This window comes from Bacillus sp. EB106-04-02-XG92 (genome assembly GCF_058791995.1).
In genome coordinates this window covers 1-22,504 of sequence record NZ_JBYTEA010000023.1, presented here as the reverse complement: position 1 = coordinate 22,504, position 22,504 = coordinate 1, and the positions used below count along the sequence as shown (strand labels likewise).

General features: G+C 35.2%; 18 protein-coding genes and 3 pseudogenes. 15 read left to right on the top strand and 6 right to left on the bottom strand.

Translation table 11 applies throughout. The features are described 5' to 3' along the window. Window positions 1-36 precede the first annotated feature (36 nt). Window positions 37-1,155: an LPXTG cell wall anchor domain-containing protein gene (locus AC3WVA_RS28465; protein ID WP_098347145.1), complete on the bottom strand. Its 1,119-nt coding sequence runs from the start codon at window positions 1,153-1,155 to the stop codon at window positions 37-39. A 150-nt stretch (window positions 1,156-1,305) separates the two neighbouring features. Further along, complete coding sequence (locus tag AC3WVA_RS28460; protein WP_195756772.1) at window positions 1,306-1,887, bottom strand: ATP-binding protein; 582 nt, start codon at window positions 1,885-1,887, stop codon at window positions 1,306-1,308. Between the two features lie 356 nt (window positions 1,888-2,243). Between AC3WVA_RS28460 and AC3WVA_RS28455 the strand changes: the two genes are divergently transcribed. From AC3WVA_RS28455 to cuyA, 5 genes are all read left to right on the top strand, one after another. Further along, window positions 2,244-2,717, top strand: a complete 474-nt coding sequence (locus AC3WVA_RS28455; protein WP_098881468.1) for a DUF4188 domain-containing protein — start codon at window positions 2,244-2,246, stop codon at window positions 2,715-2,717. A 194-nt stretch (window positions 2,718-2,911) separates the two neighbouring features. Continuing rightward, window positions 2,912-3,826 carry an SAM-dependent methyltransferase gene (locus AC3WVA_RS28450; RefSeq protein ID WP_142342062.1) on the top strand — a complete coding sequence of 305 codons (915 nt, stop codon included), beginning with the start codon at window positions 2,912-2,914 and terminating at the stop codon, window positions 3,824-3,826. A 211-nt stretch (window positions 3,827-4,037) separates the two neighbouring features. After that, entirely contained in the window at window positions 4,038-5,579 is a 1,542-nt protein-coding gene (locus tag AC3WVA_RS28445) for a serine hydrolase domain-containing protein (protein WP_341013457.1), read from the top strand. Between the two features lie 196 nt (window positions 5,580-5,775). After that, window positions 5,776-7,008, top strand: coding sequence for a DUF4073 domain-containing protein (locus tag AC3WVA_RS28440; protein WP_341013458.1), 1,233 nt, complete (start codon window positions 5,776-5,778; stop codon window positions 7,006-7,008). 313 nt (window positions 7,009-7,321) lie between these two features. Then, window positions 7,322-8,317, top strand: a complete 996-nt coding sequence (gene cuyA, locus AC3WVA_RS28435; RefSeq protein WP_098347139.1) for a D-cysteate sulfo-lyase — start codon at window positions 7,322-7,324, stop codon at window positions 8,315-8,317. 169 nt (window positions 8,318-8,486) lie between these two features. Here cuyA and AC3WVA_RS28430 read toward each other — a convergent pair whose 3' ends face one another. Next, a complete protein-coding gene (locus tag AC3WVA_RS28430) occupies window positions 8,487-8,735 on the bottom strand; it encodes a hypothetical protein (RefSeq protein WP_098347138.1) in 249 nt (82 codons plus the stop codon). Between the two features lie 955 nt (window positions 8,736-9,690). Between AC3WVA_RS28430 and AC3WVA_RS28425 the strand changes: the two genes are divergently transcribed. Both AC3WVA_RS28425 and AC3WVA_RS28420 read left to right on the top strand, forming a co-directional pair. Further along, window positions 9,691-11,136, top strand: a complete 1,446-nt coding sequence (locus AC3WVA_RS28425) for a L,D-transpeptidase family protein (protein WP_098881472.1) — start codon at window positions 9,691-9,693, stop codon at window positions 11,134-11,136. Window positions 11,137-11,403: 267 nt separating this feature from the next. Further along, window positions 11,404-11,619, top strand: a complete 216-nt coding sequence (locus AC3WVA_RS28420) for a hypothetical protein (RefSeq protein ID WP_048525353.1) — start codon at window positions 11,404-11,406, stop codon at window positions 11,617-11,619. Between the two features lie 143 nt (window positions 11,620-11,762). On the opposite strand, the gene AC3WVA_RS28415 is transcribed toward AC3WVA_RS28420, so the two are convergent. Next, complete coding sequence (locus AC3WVA_RS28415; protein WP_098881473.1) at window positions 11,763-13,136, bottom strand: sensor histidine kinase; 1,374 nt, start codon at window positions 13,134-13,136, stop codon at window positions 11,763-11,765. After that, window positions 13,133-13,807: a response regulator transcription factor gene (locus tag AC3WVA_RS28410; RefSeq protein ID WP_048525357.1), complete on the bottom strand. Its 675-nt coding sequence runs from the start codon at window positions 13,805-13,807 to the stop codon at window positions 13,133-13,135. Before AC3WVA_RS28410 ends, AC3WVA_RS28415 begins: the two co-directional genes overlap by 4 nt. Before the next feature lie 271 nt (window positions 13,808-14,078). On the opposite strand from AC3WVA_RS28410, the gene AC3WVA_RS28405 reads away from it, so the two are divergent. Both AC3WVA_RS28405 and AC3WVA_RS28400 read left to right on the top strand, forming a co-directional pair. After that, window positions 14,079-14,549, top strand: a complete 471-nt coding sequence (locus tag AC3WVA_RS28405) for a hypothetical protein (protein ID WP_492322407.1) — start codon at window positions 14,079-14,081, stop codon at window positions 14,547-14,549. Between the two features lie 20 nt (window positions 14,550-14,569). Beyond that, window positions 14,570-14,893, top strand: a complete 324-nt coding sequence (locus AC3WVA_RS28400) for a PepSY domain-containing protein (protein ID WP_048525361.1) — start codon at window positions 14,570-14,572, stop codon at window positions 14,891-14,893. Between the two features lie 485 nt (window positions 14,894-15,378). Here the strand turns inward: AC3WVA_RS28400 and AC3WVA_RS28395 are convergent. Next, window positions 15,379-15,531, bottom strand: a pseudogene (locus AC3WVA_RS28395) (IS4 family transposase); the annotation flags it as partial. A 532-nt stretch (window positions 15,532-16,063) separates the two neighbouring features. Here AC3WVA_RS28395 and AC3WVA_RS28390 point away from each other — a divergent pair. The 6 genes and pseudogenes from AC3WVA_RS28390 to AC3WVA_RS28365 form a co-directional block, all read left to right on the top strand. Beyond that, a pseudogene (locus AC3WVA_RS28390) lies at window positions 16,064-16,334 on the top strand (serine hydrolase domain-containing protein); the annotation flags it as partial. Between the two features lie 12 nt (window positions 16,335-16,346). Further along, window positions 16,347-16,640, top strand: a pseudogene (locus tag AC3WVA_RS28385) (serine hydrolase domain-containing protein); the annotation flags it as partial. Window positions 16,641-16,730: 90 nt separating this feature from the next. Continuing rightward, window positions 16,731-18,806 carry a serine hydrolase domain-containing protein gene (locus tag AC3WVA_RS28380; RefSeq protein ID WP_341013459.1) on the top strand — a complete coding sequence of 692 codons (2,076 nt, stop codon included), beginning with the start codon at window positions 16,731-16,733 and terminating at the stop codon, window positions 18,804-18,806. Between the two features lie 396 nt (window positions 18,807-19,202). Next, window positions 19,203-20,489, top strand: a complete 1,287-nt coding sequence (locus AC3WVA_RS28375; protein ID WP_098880594.1) for an APC family permease — start codon at window positions 19,203-19,205, stop codon at window positions 20,487-20,489. Then, window positions 20,473-21,069, top strand: a complete 597-nt coding sequence (locus tag AC3WVA_RS28370) for a bifunctional transcriptional activator/DNA repair enzyme AdaA (RefSeq protein ID WP_098880593.1) — start codon at window positions 20,473-20,475, stop codon at window positions 21,067-21,069. The genes AC3WVA_RS28375 and AC3WVA_RS28370 overlap by 17 nt, the downstream gene beginning before the upstream one ends. 264 nt (window positions 21,070-21,333) lie before the next feature. Further along, window positions 21,334-21,807, top strand: coding sequence for a DUF1203 domain-containing protein (locus AC3WVA_RS28365; RefSeq protein WP_098880592.1), 474 nt, complete (start codon window positions 21,334-21,336; stop codon window positions 21,805-21,807). The last annotated feature ends 697 nt before the right edge of the window (window positions 21,808-22,504 follow it).

Here is a 22,504-nt window from a genome sequence, read left to right as displayed (position 1 = left end):
GCCTTTGTATAATTGTTTTTAATAAGTATAATTGCTTTATTTTGAGAATAACGTTTTAATTTTATTTCGAGTTACTAATAAAACCCCGCCTAAGACAGATAACATACCTAAAGCCATATTGTTTGATTGCTCACTACCAGCGTTAGGAAGTTCTCTAGCGTTATTGTTTGCGTTTGTAGTACCAGTGTTTGTTTCAGTTTGTTTCGATTGAGATACTTCATTGATTTTGTTATCTACATTTTGCTTCGTAGTATGTACCTCAGCTAATTTGTCCTCAATTTTTTTCTCAGTATGTTTAAAGTCGTTAATTTTAATATCTAAATCTTGTTTTTTCTTTGTTAAATCATCAGAAACAGTTTGTTTCGCTTGTTTCATTTCGTTAATTTTATTCAGTAAATCTTCTCTAGCTTTTTGTAATTCAGCTAGTTTGTTTTTTACATCTTGTTTCGCTAGTTCTAAGTTAGCGGAAAGACTATCTAAATTACCTTTAATTTTCTTAAGTTCCTCTAGCGTGTTCCCAGTATGCGGCTTATTTTCTTTTAACTCAGCAAGTTTGTCCTCAGCAGTTTGTTTCGCTTTCTTTAACTCAGCTAATTTGTCATCTACTTGTTTTTTAACTTCCTTAAGTTCATTAACCTTTTGATCGATGTTCTCTTTATGTTGCTTCATTTCATTCACTTTTTCATCGACAGTTTGTTTATGTTCTTTAATCTCATTCACTTTGTTATCGATATTTTGCTTATGTTCTTTCACTTCAGCAACTTTATCTTCTACTTGCTTTTTATGCTCTTTAATTTCAGCGATTTTATCTTCGGCGATTTGTTTGTCTTGCTGAAGTTTTGCATCTAACTCTTCTTTACGTTGTTTTATTTCGTTAATTTTTTCATCAGCAACTTGTTTACGCTCATGTAGTTCATTAACTTTCGTATCAACATTTTCCTTAACTTGGTTAAGTTCATTCAACTTTTGATCCGCGTTTTCTTTGTGCTGCTGTAATTTCGCATCTAACTCTTGTCTATGTTGCTTAATTTCAGCTAATCGATCTCCTGTACTTTGCTGAGGAGTAGCATCAGTTACTTCCGCATGAGCAGAATTTGCGCCAGCAATCATTGCTAAAGCTAATGTAGACGCAGCGATTGTTTGTTTTGTTTTCATATTTTTGTACCTCTTTTCTTTCATATGCATGAGCTGCCTTGTGTAAAAATGAGCATATAGAAGTAGATTATTTTATCATTATATACCATGTAGGATGTCTAGAGGAAGTATTTGCATAATAATCTATCATTATGTAAGTATAAAATTCTCTTATTTTGGAGTAGGGGACAAAAATTTAGCTAGATGAACAATTTCTGTTATAGTAGAGTTTACATCTTTACTATTACGAATGACAAACAAATAATCAGCCTCGTTTTCTATAGGGTCTACTACATCTTCGTGAAGTGATTCAGACTGTTGTCGATCGAGTACTTCTTTGAAATTAGAATAACCACCTCTAAAAATATTGGTACTTCGCGTGCTTCGAGCTACTCTTTCATAAAGGACATCATCTGGAATGTCAAAATGAACGAGTATACGTACATATTCCTCTTTCTGAAACAATTCATTTAGCAAATACATCCGGCCGTTTCGGCTTCTATTTGAGTTGCAAATAATAAGGTGTAAATTCGTATGTTCTTTTGCATAATCAACAATGAATTTCGAAAGACCGTGTTTAAATGTATTAGCGCCTTCAGCCGGTTGTAACTTTTCATAATGCGTATTAATAAATTTAGCTTGGTTATCTTGATCCATAACGAAAGAGTGGGGTAACTCATTTTCTAGTTCTTTAGCAAATGTAGTTTTTCCGCTGTGTGTTTTTCCTACGGTAATGATCACTAATCGTTTCATATTGTCCTCCATATGTATTGTTATCATTTGGGGTATTCGGTGTGAATCGACAATTTTCCTGCTGGGGGATATGCAAAGTGACTGAGTAGCAATAGGTTGAAAGTTTTACGAAAAAATATTCTTTTTAGAAAGAAGGCAGTAATGCTATCGTTACTGAAATATATTATGAAAACGTTCCTGGTGAAAAGGAGATTTAAAACAAATATTAATAATAAAAAGGTAAAAACATATACCTTTTATTATTAAATACAGCCTTTCATAATCTATGTTGAATTGATTGGAAAATTAATGGAAAAGTGTTATGGTTTATTTGGAAGCAGCGCATGATTTATGTTCAGTAAAAAAGGGGGATTAAAGTGGGAACTAAAATTTTTAACGGCAGGCATATAGCTAATAGTAAGGATCAAGAATTTGTTGTTTTTATTATTGGTATGCGTATTAATAATCTATTAAAATTTTGGAAGTGGATACCAGTTTTTAATGCTATGGGGCCTATGATTAAAGAATTGTATCAAAACCCACAATGGGGTTTCTTACATACAGAATTCTTCTTTAGTTGGAGAAAGGTGGTCTTAATTCAATACTGGAAGGGATTCGATGAATTAGTAAACTATGCTCACGGAAAAAATCATTCAAATGCTTGGAGATCATACAATAATAAGATTAAAGATAATGGGAGTGTCGGTGTTTTTCACGAAACGTATCAAATCGGAAAAGGTGCTTCTGAAGCAATTTATGTTAATATGCCAAAAACAGGTTTATCTAGAGCTACCGAACATATACCAGTATCTCAAGATACTAATACTGCTCAAAAAAGAATGAGTAAATAATTTGAAAACTTGTGTATATAATTACGGTTTTCCTGCTAGAGAATATACAAAGTGTCGGAGTAGTAGTAGGCTGAAAACTTGACAAAAAAACTTATTTATGCTATAATTTACCAATATAAAAATAAAGTGTATAATAGGGTTCTCCTGGCCAGGGGAACCCTATTTTTGTTGTGAAAATGAAGGAGTGTATGTGCGTGAAAAAAGGTGAATCAAGTGTAACGTCTCTAGTATCAGCTTTCGGCAGGGCGTATCATAGTGAATTTGATCGTCCTAAAATCTTTGATGATTATGTAGCTAAAGATTTCATTTCAAAAAAAGAACGTAACGAAATTGAAATGAACATGGTTCAAGGAATACATTTTTTTAATACAGACATTGCAGAGAAGTTTCAAGACAATCCACAAGAAATATTAAAATGGATTACACAAGTTCAATTATCACCAACACCTTTGGCACGCGCGGCATATTGTGAAAGAGTATTACTACATGAGATTACATTAGGAGCAAAACAATACGTCATACTCGGTGCAGGCTTAGATACGTTCAGTTTCAGACATCGAGAATTAGAGAATGAAATAGAAATATTTGAAGTGGATCATCCTTCTACACAAAAGTTTAAGAGGGAGAGAATAAAAGACGCAGAACTTGAAACTCCAAACAACCTTCATTTTATTTCGATGGATTTCACGAAAGGATTTTCCAGTGAACAGTTACGGAATGAAGGATTTGAAAATAAAAAGACTTTCTTTAGTCTATTAGGTGTTACGTACTATTTAACGAAAGAAGAACTTTCTAGTTTAATAGAATGTCTATTTGCGATGGTTCCAGAGGGAAGCTCTATCGTATTCGATTATCCGGATGAAAACTTATTTACGGAAAAAGGATTGTCCAATCGAGTGGAAAATATGGTGAAAATGGCTACAGTAGGTGGAGAACCGATGAAATCATGTTTTTCTTACACTGAAATGGAAGCACTGTTAGAGAAGGCAGGCTTACTCATTTATGAGCACTTATCACCAGAGGATATTCATACATTATATTTTGAAGGACGAAACGATTATTTAAAAGCTTTTGAGACAGTGCATTATGTGCATGCGGTGAAGAAGTAGAGGATTAGTAGGCATGGGGAGAAATCTCTGTGTCTTTTTTGTATTAAATTTCTTGCCCTCGAATAAAGAGCAGTAAAACCCCCTAAGTATGTAGAACTTTGATTTTTATTACAAATTTGTAAGGTTAAGTAATAAAAATAGATAGAACTAGATATGTGAATAGGATACTCTGATTATCGGATAGAATATTCTGAAAAAAGGGGTAGAGCAAATGAAGAATAGACAAAAAGCATCGATAATATGCAAAAGTATGTTATGTTTCATCATTTGTATATTCATTACAAATGAAGCATTGTTTACAAATGTGGTGAGGGCAGAATCGGGTACGTTGACTGATAGGAGTATAGAGGATTTCAAAAAAAAGCTGGATGAACAGGTACCAAAATGGCAGGGGAATTATGAGGTGCCAGGGGTTGCAATAGGGATTGTACATGAGGGGCGTATTGCTTATACACTAAACTACGGTTATGTAGATAAAAAGACAAAAAAAGCGGTGAATGATGATACATTATTTCAAGCTGGTTCCATATCTAAAAGCCTTACAGCGTGGGGAATCTTGCATCTTGTAGATGAAGGACGTTTATCACTAGATGATCCCGTTGAAAAATATCTGACCAAATGGAAATTATCTAATTCAGAGTTTCATAATAATGAAGTCACAATAAGAAGATTGTTAAGCCATACAGCAGGGCTGTCTGCACATAAAGGATACCTCGGGGTTGCACCAGGGAAACATCTTGACTCTATTGAGGAATCTCTGTCTGGAAAAGGATGGCTTAATGAACCAGTGGAGGTTACCAATAAACCAGGTTCAGAAACAATTTACTCTGGTGGCGGATATACAATTTTACAACTTGTAATGGAAGAGGTTACCGGAATACCGTTTGATCGTTATATGGAAGAACAAATTATGAAACCTTTAGGAATGAAATCTAGTTCATTCTTACAACGTCCTGAAAACCATAACCTTTCGAAAGCTTATGGATATTTTGGAGAGGAGCTCCCTAGTTACCAATTTACCGAACAGGCTGCTGCAGGTCTTAAGACAAATGTTACGGATATGATGACATTGATACTTGCAAGCATGGATGCAAATATTAAAGGGAATGGTGTCATCAAAAGTGAACGTGTTACGGAAATGCAAAAGCCAGTATTAGGGGAGAATGGTTTAGGTATATTTGAAAAAAAACTATCTAATCAATGGAAATTACTTTATCATTCTGGTGACAATCGAGGCTGGCATTCTTTTTACGGTTTCATTCCTAATACAAAGGATGGATTGGTAATCCTTACAAATGGTGAAGGTGGTATAGACTTACGACAGGATATTTACCACGCATGGATTGAATATGAAACGGGAAAATTACCTGAAAGTTACTTCTCTCTAGCTGAGCAGAGAAAAAGTAATTTCATTACATCAATTGTTATTGGAGCCATACTCAGTGTATATTTGCTGCTATTTATGATTAGATTGTACAAAGGTAGAAGAACCTTCATTTTTAAGCAAGAGAAGAGATCCTACATCGGATTAGTAGTTAGGACATTTTTACTTATTAGTACCGCTATCCTCGTTTTTTGTGCTGCCTATTTGTGGAGAGTTTTCAGCTTGAATTCCGGTAATACAATAAATTTTATTTTAATAATGGTATGGATTATAACATTATTAATTAGTGGATTTTTCCCGAAAATTAGAAGTAATAAAAAACAACGTATGAAACGAAAAGATTTAACATCAAAATTTACATGTATGTAATGTTAAAGGCTAGAAAGCTAGATTGGCGTGAATCGCTAATTGTGGTTTGCAAAAAACGACAAAATCTCTTAAAAAACAATTAACTTTTAACGTCATCTATCTTTACAATCCCTCCCTATAATGTGAAGTGGACAAGCACCTAAGAGAAAGCAGAACATGTCAGTTTGTACAATTATTTATTAGGGGGAGAATTTGTATGAAAAAGACAGTTGCTTCGTTAGCAGTTATGACAGCATTATTGCCGACGTTTTCAGCACATGCGGAAGGGAAAGAGCAAGTTCGAAAATCAGCTACAACTTTTAACGTAATTAGTGATATTCAAGGGGATTTAGGGGATTTTGATCACGTATTAAAAGATATGAACAAAGTGACACCACTTTCTAGAGCGCTTATTATGAATGGAGATATAACGCCAACTGGACAGCAGTCACAATATGATGATGTAAAGCGTGTGCTAAACAAAAATAAGCATCCGGAAAATGTATGGTCAACTGTGGGGAATCATGAGTTTTATGCTGGTAAATGGACAGCTGATGGGAAGCTCTCTCAAAGTACATGGCCAAATGGTGTAACGGAGGAAACGCTATTTAACCGCTACTTACAATTTAGTGGACAAGAAAAGGTATACCATAAAAAAGAATTAGACGGTTATCCGCTTTTATTTTTAGGAACTGAAAAATATATGAAATACCACGATTCAAAAATGTGGGATGAAGTATTTATGAGTGATGAGCAACTAGGTTGGTTACAACAAAATTTAGAAGAATATAGTCAAAAAGATAAAAATAAGCCGATCTTCATTTTCTCTCATCACGTTTTACCTGATACAGTATCTGGATCGAGACAATCACCGTACTTACAAGATTATTTAAACGTCGATAAGTTGTACGATATATTAAAAGACTATCCGCAAGTTGTTTTCTTCACGAGTCACACGCATTGGGATTTAAACTTACCAGACTGGGCTGGTAAAAAGAAAATTGCAGGCGGAGATAAAAAAGGATTTACTGTTGTAAATACGGGTGGGATTGAAACGGGCTGGATGTCGGCTGGACCAAATGGCGGAGAGAAGACTGCTCCTGATGGTTATTCATTTAAACAAGGGCTACAAGTGAAAGCATACGGTAGCGATGTAATGGTGACAGCTTATGATTACAAGCGTGATAAGGAAATCAAAAAATTATTAATTAGTGATGCGAAAGTCGCACAAATGGCACCAAATGTAACGGCAGATGATAGTAAAAATGTAATCGTCGGTGCAACGGAGTATATGGAGTACTCTGTAGAAGGAACGAGTGAGTGGAATACGTATAATCCAGGAAATCCTCCAAAATTTGATGGAAACAAAATTGTATACGTACGCCATAAAGGCGAAATGAATTTAGAACCAGGATTAACACAGCTTCTTCGATTTTCGGAAAATAAGTGATTGGAGAGGACCCACTTTTTAATGAGTGGGTCTTTTTATGATGTCGTTTTTTGTCGGTAAGTCGATATGTTATGTCGAATCATCGATATATTGAAAAAATCGTTGATATATTTCAAGTTATGAACGATATATTTGAAAAATCGTCGATATAAATTTCATGTACCGTATTGAAGCTAAAATCTTTAATACAATTCCATTCACCAAAACCGAATTCCAATACATTTTTCCACCAGAAAGATGACTTCATCATTTTTACATGTAATAATAGTATCGTTACATACATTGTGAAAGAAGTACAAAAGGAGCGTTATTCATGAATTTAGCTAAATTTCCGAGAAAAAAATATACAGAGTCATATACACCAATTGAAAAATTAAACAATTTTTCTGAGGCACTTGGTGGGCCAACTATTTATTTTAAACGAGATGATTTACTTGGTTTAACAGCTGGCGGTAATAAGACGAGAAAGTTAGAGTTTCTAGTTGCGGATGCACAGGCAAAAGGTGCGGATACGTTAATTACAGCTGGTGGTATTCAGTCCAATCATTGCCGCTTAACACTGGCAGCTGCGGTAAAAGAAAAAATGAAATGTATTCTTGTATTAGAAGAAGGGCTCGAGCCAGAAGAGAAGCGAGACTTTAACGGAAATTATTTCTTATATCATTTACTAGGTGCTGAAAATGTAATTGTTGTACCAAACGGAGCAGATCTTATGGAAGAGATGCATAAAGTCGCGAAAGAAGTTAGTGAAAAAGGTAATACACCATATGTAATACCAGTTGGTGGATCAAATCCTACTGGTGCAATGGGATACGTTGCTTGTGCGCAAGAAATTATGGCGCAATCATTCGATCAAGGAATTGATTTCAGTTCAGTTGTTTGCGTAAGTGGTAGCGCTGGTATGCACGCTGGTTTAATTACTGGTTTTGCTGGAACACAAAGTAACATTCCTGTAATCGGAATCAACGTAAGTAGAGGAAAAGCAGAACAAGAAGAGAAAGTAGCAAAACTTGTAGAGGAAACTTCAGCTCACGTTGGTATTCCGAACTTTATCCCGCGTGAAGCTGTTACATGCTTTGATGAATATGTAGGACCAGGTTACGCGTTACCAACGCCGGAAATGGTGGAAGCAGTTCAATTACTTGCGAAAACAGAAGGTATTTTACTGGATCCAGTGTATACAGGTAAAGCGGTAGCGGGACTAATCGACTTAATTAAAAAAGGTACATTTAATAAAGAAGACAACATTTTATTCGTACATTCAGGTGGTTCACCAGCTTTATATGCGAATACGTCTTTATTTGCGTAAGTGTGAAAAGCATTGGGTATCCAATGCTTTTTTGTTATATAATGGAATTGTTAGAAGGTGAGAGGAGGGCGTATATGAGTTCAAACTTACAATGGATTATATACACGGTACTCGGCATTTCTATTTTACTAGTTTCATTTGTGGCTTATGGAGTTTATTTGTATTTCACTTAAGTGAAATGGTAACCAAACCAAAGGAAAAATAAAATGATCGCTGTGTTAAATAGAGTAAAACATAAACCGATAATGGCTAACATTTTCTTCTCAGCTCGGCTACAAAAAGAGATGACTGCTAAAAGGATCGCTATAACAGCGGAAGCTAATATGAAGTAGGCGAAAGGCACAACATATTCTACTCCAGCTCTGTCTAAAATAGGTGAGAAGAGAAAGAGATTAATAGTAACGAATATACTTACAATGAGAAACGTATAACTTTTCCAAGTGTATGTTTAGTTATAGGAATTCAGTTCTTATTTTTCATTTTGGGAGATATTTAGTTTTCAACAAAAATAGCTATTTCTTTATATTGGAATAAACATTGAAAATCGGATAAAATGGAAATTGGACATTGATTTGATGAGCATGAAGTTCTACGCGGATTCATGTACCTTAAGGTATCCATTAATCCGCCAATGAATAATAATACTAGGAAATATATTGTTTTTACAAAGATTCAATGTTATATTTGATTTTCTCAATATAATATTTCCCTTATATAGGAGTGGCTATTTGAAGAAATTAATAGTAGTAGTTTTATTGGCTACATGCTGTCTCACTATTGCAGGATGTTCTAATAATAGGATTACACAAAAGAATGAGTATAACAATTCAACACCTATAAAGATTAAGCGCATCAACAAAGCGTGGTATAAACATATATAATAGTTTTAAAGAAACATGGAATTGTTGATGATAAAGATCATAAGGTGAAATTAGTTAGGCCGATAGTAGTGGTTGTGAAAATTGGTGAAAAGCAGGAAGCATAGTTCGCATTTAAATTAATAAAATATGCAACATTAAAATATTCACAAAAAAGAGTCTACATGTAGAACCTTTTTTGTGGATATTTTTCATAAATAGGAGGCATTCTATGTTGCTTGTCTTTCACTTAAACCTTTTGGAAATTATTTTACTAAGTTAAATATGACCCTTCAAGATTTGGGAAATGCGGAGGCACGTAATAACTCGATTGATGAGGTCCTTTTTCGCTTTATTTAACATCTTTATATATCTTTCTATTAAAAAATCTAACTTTAATAGATTAAATGTGATGAAATCTGGAAAAAACAATGAAATTTCAGGGAAAATAAGGTACACTAATCAATGGTTTTGGTTTAAAATCAATTGACGTTTATGTATACGGGGGAAAGATTGATGAACAATAATTCAGTAAATGGATCTGTTGAAGAAGTTGAGAAAAAACGGGTAAGATCAAAAAAACGTTTTACAAATTGGAAGCTAATCGCTGCGGGTGGCGGTGTAATTGCACTTCTTATTGGGGGATTGAGTTATTATCAAGCAACTCACTTCAATTCAAATGTTACAATTAACGATACGAATGTTGGTGGTTTGAGCGCTGATCAGGCAATACAGAAATTAAAGACGTCTGGGCTAGCGAATAAAGTCTATATTGATCAACAAGAAATTTTAGATGAACAAGATACAAAAACGGAACTGACGGAAAAAGATATGCCACAAGTTAAGAAATTATTAAAAAGCCAGTGGACATTTTTCCCTTCCGCAAAGGAAAAAGATTATTCATTGCTACCGAAAGAAGTAGATCAGTATCGTAGTGAAACGATGAAAAAGCTTGTAGAAGAAAAGCTCGTTTCAATGAATGAAAAATTAAAAGCGCCTCAAGATGCTATGGCGAAGCTTGAACAAGGAAAAGTTGTTATTTCGAAGAGCGTTGATGGGAAACAATATGACGTTACGAATCTACTAAAAGATTACGATAAGCAGAAGCATAAAAGCGAAATTCATTTAAAGTCTGCATACATACAACCTATTAAAGAAGATGATCCAATCATCAAAAAAGAAGAGAAAGCATTACAAAATCTTCTTACGCAGTCTGTTGATTATAAAGTGCAGGATGAAGTGTATGCATTAAAAGCAAAAGATTTAATTCAAAATGCTACTATGTCAAAGGATATGAAAGTAACAATCGATGCGAGCGACATTAAGAATAAGGTTGCTGAAATTAATAAGGCTAAATCTACATTACATAAAGACTTCGCTTTTAAAACACATTCTGGCTCGGTTATTTCAGTAAAGGGACAAGGATACGGCTGGGCACTAGATGTGGAAAAAGAAACAAAACAAGTTCAACAAGCCTTTGAGAAAGGCGAAAAATCACTTTCTGCTTCTAATATTCACGGGAATGGTTGGGAGAAGGAAGGGATTGGTTATAAAACAACATCGAATAATGGTATCGGAGACACATATGCAGAAGTTTCCATTGCAGATCAGCAAATTTGGATTTATAAAGATGGGAAATTAGTTGTCACAACAAATGTAGTTACGGGTAAACATAGCACGGGTGAAGATACATCTCCAGGTGTGTGGTATGTTCTATATAAACGAACGCCATACACACTAAGAGGAAGTGCAGTAGGGAAAGCTGATTATGCAGTGAAAGTAGATTATTGGGTTCCATTCACAAATAGTGGTCAAGGATTCCATGATGCCGGTTGGCGAAAAGACTGGGGAAATAATGCTTACTTAACAGGAGGATCAGGCGGGTGTGTAAACCTTCTGCCTAATGTTGCAAAAACTGTGTATGATAGTTTGAACACGTATGATCCAGTTATTGTGTACTAGAAAATAGCTGCAGTATTAAGAAAAAACACCTCTTGAAGTCACATACAAAGTATGTAAATTCAATGGAGGTGTTTTTTAGTTTGACAACAAAAGTTCATTGCTTATAAGAAACAGGTATTCAAATAGTCAATAAAATTGACATTGAATATCATTTTCATTTATTATGGAAACGTCGCATTTAATTTAGACATGACTTTTTTATTCATATAATAGATTGCTAATAAGTGTCCCATTTAAGAATTAAAACGTAGGAAAGGGAATATAAAAATGAACTGGAAAAAAGGCGGATTATGGATTATTATTTTTTTTATTGTAAAAGGTACGATTTCTACACTTTTACTTGTCACAGGTGCTAAATATTTTAATTTATCATACATGCAACTTTTCGCACTAGTACTGATCTTATTACTGATTTCTCTCATAAGCCGAAAATTGCTGCATCGACATAAACAAAACAAAAAGCAAAAAGAGCTAAATATATAATGAAGCCCCAGAGACCTTTGGATTTCTGGGGTTTTATTTCGATATTTTTCCATATGCATATGAACTTAACAGAACAAAATGCAACGGTTACTTTTATATAAGGATGGAAGAATCTTTACCTTGGAGCTACAAACATTCATATATTATGCTCGTTTTTCAATTGGTAGTTTAAAAGTAAATGTACTGCCTTCTCCTAATTTACTTTCAACCGTAATTTCTCCTCCGTGTAGTTCGATAATCCATTTTACCATCGACAATCCTAACCCTGTGTTTCCGGCGCTTGAAGATGTTCGTGCTGCGTCAACTCGATAGAATCGGTCCCATATTTTCGTAATATGTTGCTCGCTGATGCCAATGCCATTATCGGAGACTTTACCTATTATGTTATTTCCATCACGGGACAGTTGCATATGCACAGTGCCGTTCGCTTTGCTATAAGCAATCGCATTCGTTAGTAAATTCATTAATAAACGCATCATCAATGTTTGATCTGCTTTTATAAACAGGTTTTCCTCTATATGAGTTGTGATATCAATCGATGCTTCTTGATCCATTAATGAAAGCTCTTCTACAACGATTTCCGTTAATTCACTCATATTGATGCATTCAAATTGGAAAGTATTATGGTTTCCTTGGTCAACTCTTGCTAACAATAAGAGTTGGGATAGTAGCGCGGACATTTTACGTGATTGCTTTAAAATGACTTCTAACGATTCTTCCATTTCTTTCGGGTTATTCCTCTGTGATAAAGCGTATTCACATTGTGAAATAATAACAGATGTTGGTGTTCTTAATTCATGAGATGCGTCAGATGTAAATTGTTTTTCACTTTCGAACGATGTCTCCAATCGCTCAAACATTTTGTCAAAGGTTTGTGCTAAATGATACATTTCGTCCTTCGGTGAACCTTGTAAATGAATTCTCTTTGAAAGGTCTTTACCATCACTAATTTTACTGGCTGAATCACTCATTTGTTGCACAGGTCGAAACGCTCTTTGCGTAATAAAATATCCTCCCACTGCCGCAATGAGAATAAGTAATGGGAATGAGATGAGTGTTATGACGATAAGCGTATTCATCGTTGACGATAATTGGCTCATAGTCATTATTCCACGAATCCAGACTGGCTCATCGCCGCCTGTATTATGGAGAAAATCATATACAATCCATTCTTTATTACCGTCTTTAATGGTTTGTATTTCATCGGATTTCAGCGATATATTTTTATTAAAGCTTGTTGGACTATTACCTGCCAGCAGCTCACCTTGTTTATTATAAATGATGATATTTACTCCATCTTCTAAAGGTTCAAAATCATCGTCCATCTTTAATTGTCCATGCTTATATTCAATATCTTCTATGCTTTCTTTTACTGTGCTCTTCAATTGATCTTTCATATTAAAAAGCAAAACTTTATCTGAAGAAGTTAAAATAAAAGCTAACACGAGTGCCATAATAATTACAATTAGCCCTGTATACCACAGGGTTACTCTCATTTTTATTGATAGTCTTTTCATGATTCTACTCGCAATACGTAACCAGTTCCTCGTACTGTATGAATTAACTTCGTTTCAAACTGGCTATCAATTTTTTTACGAAGATAGCGGACGTAAACATCAATAATATTCGAGCCACCTTCATAGTCGTAATTCCACACATGTTGCTCAATTTTATCTCGTGTCAGCACAACTTCTTTATTACGAATCATATATTCTAAAATAGCAAATTCTTTACTGGAAAGAGTGATAACCTGGTCTCCTCTTGTTACTTTATGCATATTACAATCTACCACTAGGTCAGCGATTTCAAACACATTAGATGTGTTTCCTGTATTTCTTCGCATTAACACGCGAATTCTTGCTAACAGTTCGTCAAAAGCAAATGGTTTTACTAAATAATCGTCCGCACCTAAGTCGAGTCCTGTTACGCGATCGTCAATTGTATCTTTAGCTGTAAGAAGCAAGACAGGAGTTGTGTTATTGTCTGCGCGTAATTTTTGTAATACTTGCAAACCATTTATTCCGGGAATCATAATGTCAAGCACAATCAAATCGTAGGTAGCCATGTTTATATAATCCAAGGCATCTTCTCCATCCCCACATGCGTCGACACTATAATGTTCTGCATTTAATCGTTTTACTAATATATTTTGTAAGTCTTGTTCATCTTCGACAATAAGAACTCGCATTAACATTCTCCTTTTTTTCTTATTTATATGTATCACTATAATTCCAAAACATTAAAGAAAGATTAGAAACGATTTAATTATATCATTTTATCCAGTATTAACGGGCAGTAAGACTCCTCCTTCAAAATTCGGCGAATGCGAGGGAGTTAGGGGGAGTCGGGCTACCCGTAAAAGTCTTCACTTTATTTTTTTGTACATTAATCTTCCTTTAATGTTTGTTCAGTAATATAAAGGCAAGGATAAGGTGCACTTGTAAAGGGAGGAAAACAGAATGAAAAAGTGGATGTTAATTGGAGTAATGTCTTGTTTATTCTTAACAGCTTGTTCTACTCAAGCTGATAACAATACAGAAGTACAACAACAGAAAGTGAAAAATGATACATTGCAAAAAGAAAGTTCTCAATTACAACAAGAACCAATCAAAACACAAGCTGCTGCCAATGATACGAAGCAAATACAAGATTTCAAAAACGAAGTCGCAGCTATCGTTGAAAAGGCAAATAACACGAAACCAGTTGGAGCAAAAGAAGAAAACTTAAATACGTACTTAGCAACGAAAAAAGAAATTGATCAATTGGATGACAAGATAGATTTATCCGATAATCAGCTAGAAGCAGATTATCACGCTGGAACGATAACGATTGAACAATATAAAGCGCAAGAAAAAGAATACGATATACTGGAAGATCAATTAGAGCAAGCAGAAAATGCGCTTGAAGCAAGATTTGGAATAGATGATTAATCATGAAGGAGTGGATGAAAATGTTAAAACATAAAAAGAAAATAATAATAAGTGTAATTGCTATTTTAGTAAGTGGTATTGCGATTGTTGGTGGATATTATGGTATGGGTTACAATTATGCCAAAAAGAACGAAAACTACACAGAGAAACAAGTTCGTGAAATTGCTTTAGCTCATACAAATGGAGAAATTATGAATGTGAAAAAAGAATTCGAATTAGAAGATGACAAATTAGCACAATCTACATTTGAATATGAAGTGGAAATCAAAACACCTGATAATCTGTTAAATAGTTTAAAAGTTAGTGCTAGAACAGGTACAATAGAAATTAATAATGAAGATTGAAAAAATATCGACAAATAAAATATCGTATATTTGAAGAAATCCAATAAGCTGTCCATATGGGCAGCTTATTTACATAATTCTTGTTTTCGGTAGCGAAGAAAAAGACGATTCCCTAATTTCACAAGGGAATCGTCTTTTTTGTTCTATGGATCTATGCATTTTTTATCCCGCATTTAACGGGCAGTAAGACCCCCACCTCAAAATTCAGCGAAAGCAAAGAAGTTAGGTGGGAGATCAACTGCCCGTAAAAGCCCGATTGCTTCAACTAATAATCAGTGGGGGATGAACAAAACCTCCACTGATTAAAGGTTCACTTTATACTTTCCTATCCTGCTATGATTTTAGGTTTCTTGTCTGTTATTGGATTAACCGAAAAACTGTATAAAATCTTATATACTCTTAGCGTGTTTTTTTCCGAAATACTGACGGTACTCCATCGCTATCAAGGTAAGCTCATACAACGTCAATTATATTAGGGGATGTTTCAGTTCTCGTTTCTTTTTCATAAGCAGTAATTGCCGCATTTGAAACATAGTAGAAGAACAAAGTAGAATGGCAATCAATTGCCCATACAAATGGCATTCCAATCGTTCTCGTTTTATCTTTTTACAATGGTGAATATGAAATAATGACTTCCACTTATAAGAATGTGAAGAAGTGCTGATGCCGGTTGGAACTGTGGCAAAGGTTGAGGGTGGAATCTAAGGGAATATCAGAGATGTGCATGAAAGGTTATTAATCCATCTTCTATGAAATCGTGGGATTATATATGCACTTATTATCCTGGAGATTTAAAATAAAACCTACCTAATCATAGAAGTGATTTGAACGTAAGGAAATTGTAAGAAATGGATAAGGAAAAAGAAATTTTTATTGTATAGGATACAAATATAGAGAAGCGTAAAACAGGGGGGGGAAATAGGAGATATTTATACGAAAAACAAACTAGTAATAAGATCATTCTAAATGAAAAAGTAATTTATGGTACTAACATACGTGTGAAAAAGAGAGGAGTTATCCTTGGTTATGACAGAATGGTGCTTGTAAACACAAACAATATGAAGATGATCTCTGTGTAGTTAGTAAGAAAGAATATACAGCCGCTCATACTATATCAATAGAGGGGAAGAGCGTCTTATGAAAATATATAGTTAACTTCCATTTGCAGATTTGGGATTTTTCATTGCCGAAACTTCTTTATTATACCTAATACTAACCAAAATTATAAAAACAGGTTCCACTCAAAATATACTTAGTTCATTACAAATAAGTACTCAATGAGATCGTACTTCCATGAGATACATTGCAACTTGGATACCCCGGGATAATTGCTAAAACTTCCCGGAGTACAGAAACGTGGGGATATGCAGCTGGTGTAGCGGATATAAGAACTAAGAAATCGATAAAAACAGATTTTTACTTTCGTATTGGAAGTGTAACGACTTAAACAATTTTTTCTTATTTGCTTAGTGGCAAATTACTGAAAGAACAGCAAATAAAACAAATACTCGCTACAGTTCCTGCAGGAAAGGGAAGAATCAATGGATATGGTCTAGGAATCTATGAAATTTAACTTCCTAACGGTGTCCCGATATGGGGACATACAGGTGGTATTTCAGGATTTGATACTTTTGCTGGAGGGATACATGGAGGTAGGCATATGTTGATCGTCAATTTGAACAGTATGAGTAGAGCCGAGAATCCTGGTCTTTTTAAAAGTATTTTACTTGTTGAATTTAGACGGTAGGGATAAAGGCGGGATAGTAGTTTATGTGATGTTTGTAATTGAACAAATAAAAGATGAAATCGATCATTTATCTAAGGAGGAATTTTTCTTATGGAAAATAAATTATATGGGGTGTTAGCCGCTACCTTAGCTCTAACGATGAGCCTACCAACAGGAGCGATAGCGTCTTCTAGCAGTAAGACGGCGGTTGTAGCTAACCAAGAAGTTGCTAGCAAGGATTTGGAGAAGATTGCTGCAGAGAACGCTGCACTGCTCACGAAGTCCTATGAGACGACTAGCGTACAGTATGCGCTAATTGATAATGGTAAACTTATTTTGTCGGGGCAGACAGGTAAGAACGACATAGAAGGGAAAGAGCCACTAACCAAAGATACTCTATACGGAATTGGCTCAACCAGTAAAGTATATACGGCTGCGGCTGTTATGAAACTAGTAGACGAAGGAAAAGTTGATTTGGATGCTCCTGTTGCCCGCTATATTCCTGATTTCAAAATGAAAGATAAACGATATAAGCGTATTACACCGCGTATGCTGTTGAATCACTCCTCGGGTTTGCAAGGTTCGACGTTCAATAATGCATTTTTATTTAAAGATAATGATGCTTATGCTCATGATATCTTGTTGCAACAATTGTCCAACCAAAACTTGAAGGCAGACCCTGGTGCGTTCTCAGTATACTGTAATGACGGTTTTACAATGGCTGAGATCTTGGTAGAAAGAGTCAGTGGTATGAGTTTTACTGAATTTCTACATCAAAAGTTTACAGAGCCATTAAAACTGAATCATACGATAACATCGCAAGACAAATGGGAAGACGAAAAGCGGGCTGGACTGTATTCTCCGACATACCAGGGACAGCTTCCAAGTGAAATGGTGAATGTGATTGGTACGGGAGGAATCTCTTCTACTGCAGAAGATGTGGTGCGATTCTCACAAATATTTATGGGACAGGGAAAAGAAATTCTCTCTAATAAAGCAGTCAAGGCGATGGAACAAGAAGAATATAAAAAAGGAATGTGGCCGGGAGATAGCGGAAATGTGTTCAACTATGGTCTTGGCTGGGATAGTGTGAAACTATACCCATTCAGTGAATATGGGATAAAAGCGTTGACTAAGGGTGGGGATACGATACTGCAACATGCTACATTGGTCGTGCTTCCAGAACAGAAGATGGCAGCAGCTGTATTGTCCTCCGGCGGTTCCAGCATGACAAATCAACTGTTGGCAAACAAATTACTGCTAGCTAGGCTTAAAGAAAAAGGGACAATTAAGGAGATAAAACCAGATAAATCCTTCGGCAAGCCAGTCAAGGCTAAAGTGCCCCAAGACGTGGTAAAAAAAGCAGGATTTTATGGAAATAGCTACAGCCATTTCAAAATAGAAATTACGAAGAAGGGAGAACTGTTTTTACCAACTAAACCGGAAGAAAAATATGTATATACGGCGGATGGAAGCTTTATAAATGAGAAGGGTACTTCCAGGCTTAACTTTGTCACTGAGAAGAATGGAAAAGTTTATTTGAGAGAGAGCACATATGAATTATCACCGGGATTGGGGCAAAATGTGATGACTCACTATTTAGCCCAGAAATTAGAAAACAATGTGTTACCGAAGAAAACAGCTACTGCATGGGCGAAGCGTGAGGGTGGCAAGTTCTACCTCGTTAACGAAAAATTTAATTCTATGAACTATCTAGGACAACTAATGCCTCTTAACACACAAATTACGATCAAGGATGGGTATTGGGACGGCAAAAAAATTACAGGTCCGAATACGGCGACGCATCAAATTCAGATTCCTGTGATGAATGGGCGGGATACAAAGGAAGCCCATTTCTATACAGAGGATGGTACTGAATATATGGAGATGTCCAGCTTTTTATACGTCAGTGAATCTAACGTAAAATCCCTTGATACAGGTCAATTATCGAAAGTTACACTGCAAAAAAATGGGCATGCCAAATGGTTTACGATTCCGCAAGAGGCAGCAGGGAAAACGATGACTGTGGAGTTGCCATCAGGAAGTTCATTCGCGGTGTATGATGAGAATGGAGTATGCGTCAATTTTACCGTTGTGAGCGGCAATAACAAAGTGAAACTACCAGAGAACGGAACGGTTGTATTTGCTGGTGCACCGAACTCAGAATTTACAGTCGCATTGAACTAGCTACAACTCGGGGTAGACTTTAATAAAACAGTACGACATGGAAAAGATATTTTATTTGTATCTTAAGTATTCCCTTAAATGATAGTACACTTAAATTCTTAGCTTAATAGCAATGGAATCCCGCCCACATTTTAACGAAAATATATGCTAAGCAAATCCCAACATAAAGCGAGCCGAATTTTCTACTCTTAAGAAAAATTTCGGTTCGTTTTATGGTTTCATGACAAGTTGTTAACTGCCCATTAAAGTCCGATTGGTGAGGGCTAATAATCAGTGGGGGATGAAAAAACCCCCACTGATTAAAGTTTCACTTTATTAAACGAATTAAACCGCAAAAAACAAGAAGAATTCCTCCCTTTTTACTAGTACACTAAATCCTATAAAAGGGGGGAGATCATGAACAATAAAGCCATTGGATTATTTCAAGGAATTGCGTTATACATTTCAGCTATTCTAGGATCAGGTGTCCTTTTTTTATCGGGGGTAACGGCCTCAATAGCGGGCCCTGCATCTATTGTATCCTGGTTTATCGTTATTATAATTAGTTTTCCGCTTGCTTATTCCTTTGCTAGTTTAGCACGGATATATCCTGATTCCGGTGGAGCAGCAACCTTTGTTAGAAATTCTTTTGGATATCATCTTGGCAATATCGTTGGGTGGTTTTATTTTGTAACAGCAGCAGTTGGTCAAACGATTGTATCTTTAACTGGTGCTTTTTACGTCAGTCAGGCATTTGGATTTTCGCGTTTTGAAACAATTTTAATTGCCGTCTTTATTTTGGTAATTGCAGGTGTTTCCAATTATTACGGCGTAAATGTTAGTGGTAAAGTTGCATTGATTTTAAGTTCTTTATTACTGATTCTTTTAGCGTCAGCTGTATTTGTGGCGTTTCCAAGAATACAATGGGGAAATTTTACTCCCTTTGTTCCAAATGGATGGTTTTCTGTCGGGAACGCTATAACGGTTATCTTTTGGTCATTTTTCGGTTGGGAGGCGATTTGTAATTTGGCTGAGCACTTTAAAAGACCAGAAAAAGATATTGTCAAAGGAGCAGTTATTAGTGCAGTTGTCATTGGATTATTATTTTTAGCGCTAAGCCTTGTTACTATTGGAACGGCTACGTATGGCAATCAAGAAAGTAACCTGTCTCCTATTGGTGTTATAATGGGAGATACAGTAGGCGGAGGTGCCAAAGTCGTTACAGCTGTTTTAGCTTTAATTATTTGTACAGGGACAGCGAATGCTTTTGTAGCCAGCCTAACGCAATTAGGATATTCATTAAGCAGAGATGGTGCTTTCCCAAAATTTTTCTCAAGGCTGCATGCAACTACTCAAATTCCAAGACAGATGGTATTGTTTGTTATCTGTTTTTCGGTAGCAGGTGTGTTAGTGACAAAAGCTTTGTCACTAACGTTTGATGATATTTTGTTTATACCGACTTCTCTTGGGATTCTAGTTTATGTTCTTTCAATGGCAGCAGGCGTTAAATTATTTAGGAAGAACACACCGGCATGGTGGGCATCGTTAATCTCTTTCATTTTATGTTTGCTGGTGATTCCATTTTTTCAATTGTATATATTTGTTCCGTTAATTGTCGTGGCTATATATGCGAGTTACATGATTTTGAGTAATAAGATTTTCGCCTACAAGGGAGGTTTAAAATCTAATGAAGGATCAAAATAACCTTTCCAGAGATACCATGTGGAAAGCAACAGTATCATGTGATTCAGCGTATGACGGGATATTCTTTTACGCAGTCAAGACAACTGGAATTTTCTGTCGGCCTTCTTGCAAGTCTAAGGTTCCTAATTATGAAAATGTATCCTTTTTTTCAAATGCGCAAGAAGCTCAAAGGTCAGGATATCGCCCATGCAAAAGATGCCGATCAGATCTAAATATAAAAATATACGACCCGTTCGAATGTGTTTTGGAAGATACTATGCGATTAATAAAAAATAATTATGTTCAAAACATGTCTTTAAATGAAATTGCATCAAGGGTAGGAGTTAGTCGTTTTCATTTAAATCGGATTTTCAAAGAAAGAACAGGGTATACTCCTCGAATATATTTAGAAAGGATCAGAGTTAAGAAAGCAAAGGAACTCCTCTTGACAACGGTCTTTAATAGTACAGAGATTGGTTATCAAACAGGCTATCAAAGTGTATCTAGCTTTTATAATGCATTTAAAAGAAATACAGGATTTTCACCGAGTCAATTCCGTACTTTCCATAGTGGAAATACCGTAAACCAAGAACTTGACTGAATTCACGTTCTTTAACAAAAGATAGCATGAATTAATAAGAGTGCTTTGTACTCATCGTATTTTTCAATAAATCATTACTGATTGATTAAAAGTAAACAACTTTGTATTGAACAATAATAAGCCATTTTTTCTCTGTTTTAGAATTGTAAGCTTTTTAATTCAATCCTCAACAAACGGGCAAGATTATTGAACAAGTTTTATGAACTTTAGTGGTAGCATCATTAGTGAAATGCTTTATAACAACTAATTAAGGGGGGATAGAATATGAGAAATAACTTTCAAATCGTTGCGTTACAAGAGAAGGAGTTTAATAACCTATTTCTAATGAATGAAGAAGTATTAAAAAGTATCGGGGCAGTCAAAATAATAGCAAATAAAAATCCTGGATATCCTTGTAGGATAAGTTTGAAGGATGCTGAGGTAGGAGAAGAGGTAATCTTACTGAATTACCAATATCATAGTGTTAATTCGCCTTATAAAGCAAGTGGTCCTATATTTATACGAAAGGGAGCAACTACTGCTAAGCTAGATATAAATGAAATTCCGCGTATGTTACATCATAGGTATCTATCTGTACGCGGCTACAATACTGACTCAATGATTGTAGAAGCAAGGGTTACAGAAGGTGTAAATTTAAGAGAAAATATAGATGAAATTTTTGATAATAAAGAAGTAGAATATATTCACATTCTTAACGCTAAACCAGGATGCTATAACTGCCTTGTTAATAGAGTGTGAAAAAATTAAAAATGCAAACTTCTATTATCCTATAAGGGGTACCACCAATCGCTATTAGGCTACTTCAACAAACTCTCCCCTAAAATGAAAAAATGCGCTATTCTTTTTGTAGAATCATAAGAAAGGATGGCGTTTTTGTATGTCTATTTCTGTATCTGATGAATTACAACTATTTGCTCAAGAGGTTCAAAGTTTTTTATCGTTTTGAGGAAACTTTTTCTGTTAAGTCTATAGATTATAAAATAGAGTACTAAGCATCCGATTTGAAAGCAGATATCCTTCTTTTGGTCACCCAGATACAGGAGAATCATTCTGTTTTGCCGATCCAGATGAAAAGTTAGGTTATGCTTATGGGAAAAAATGGATTTTTATAGCCGATGGACGAAGAGAAATTACACTAAGAAAAGCCCTTATACAGTTGCCTCTGAAAAAATGAAACTACATAAATAGTTGGAAATATTTTTATGTTGTACGGTTTGGGGCTATGAATAGTGGAATACATATTAAGTATTCAACAGTTCAAATAAAACGAGACATCTTTTTATTTGAAGAAAAAAGATGTCTCGTTTTATGATAAAATTCACTTAGTGTATATTTTCGTTAAAATGTGGGTGGGACCCCATGCCCATCAAGCTAACCAAGTAAATTACTAGATAAGAAACGATCCTTGTTTCAAAACTAGCAATTGATAGAAAAG

Bases quoted from the DNA above. Each gene is read 5' to 3' on its own strand.
- AC3WVA_RS28440 (WP_341013458.1), top strand. From the start codon at position 5,776: ATGAAAAAGACAGTTGCTTCGTTAGCAGTTATGACAGCATTATTGCCG.
- AC3WVA_RS28460 (WP_195756772.1), bottom strand. From the start codon at position 1,887: ATGAAACGATTAGTGATCATTACCGTAGGAAAAACACACAGCGGAAAA.
- AC3WVA_RS28465 (WP_098347145.1), bottom strand. From the start codon at position 1,155: ATGAAAACAAAACAAACAATCGCTGCGTCTACATTAGCTTTAGCAATG.
- AC3WVA_RS28415 (WP_098881473.1), bottom strand. From the start codon at position 13,136: ATGAAAAGACTATCAATAAAAATGAGAGTAACCCTGTGGTATACAGGG.
- AC3WVA_RS28365 (WP_098880592.1), top strand. From the start codon at position 21,334: ATGAGAAATAACTTTCAAATCGTTGCGTTACAAGAGAAGGAGTTTAAT.
- cuyA (WP_098347139.1), top strand. From the start codon at position 7,322: ATGAATTTAGCTAAATTTCCGAGAAAAAAATATACAGAGTCATATACA.
- AC3WVA_RS28420 (WP_048525353.1), top strand. From the start codon at position 11,404: ATGAACTGGAAAAAAGGCGGATTATGGATTATTATTTTTTTTATTGTA.
- AC3WVA_RS28410 (WP_048525357.1), bottom strand. From the start codon at position 13,807: ATGCGAGTTCTTATTGTCGAAGATGAACAAGACTTACAAAATATATTA.
- AC3WVA_RS28425 (WP_098881472.1), top strand. From the start codon at position 9,691: ATGAACAATAATTCAGTAAATGGATCTGTTGAAGAAGTTGAGAAAAAA.
- AC3WVA_RS28400 (WP_048525361.1), top strand. From the start codon at position 14,570: ATGTTAAAACATAAAAAGAAAATAATAATAAGTGTAATTGCTATTTTA.
- AC3WVA_RS28380 (WP_341013459.1), top strand. From the start codon at position 16,731: ATGGAAAATAAATTATATGGGGTGTTAGCCGCTACCTTAGCTCTAACG.
- AC3WVA_RS28405 (WP_492322407.1), top strand. From the start codon at position 14,079: ATGAAAAAGTGGATGTTAATTGGAGTAATGTCTTGTTTATTCTTAACA.
- AC3WVA_RS28375 (WP_098880594.1), top strand. From the start codon at position 19,203: ATGAACAATAAAGCCATTGGATTATTTCAAGGAATTGCGTTATACATT.
- AC3WVA_RS28370 (WP_098880593.1), top strand. From the start codon at position 20,473: ATGAAGGATCAAAATAACCTTTCCAGAGATACCATGTGGAAAGCAACA.
- AC3WVA_RS28445 (WP_341013457.1), top strand. From the start codon at position 4,038: ATGAAGAATAGACAAAAAGCATCGATAATATGCAAAAGTATGTTATGT.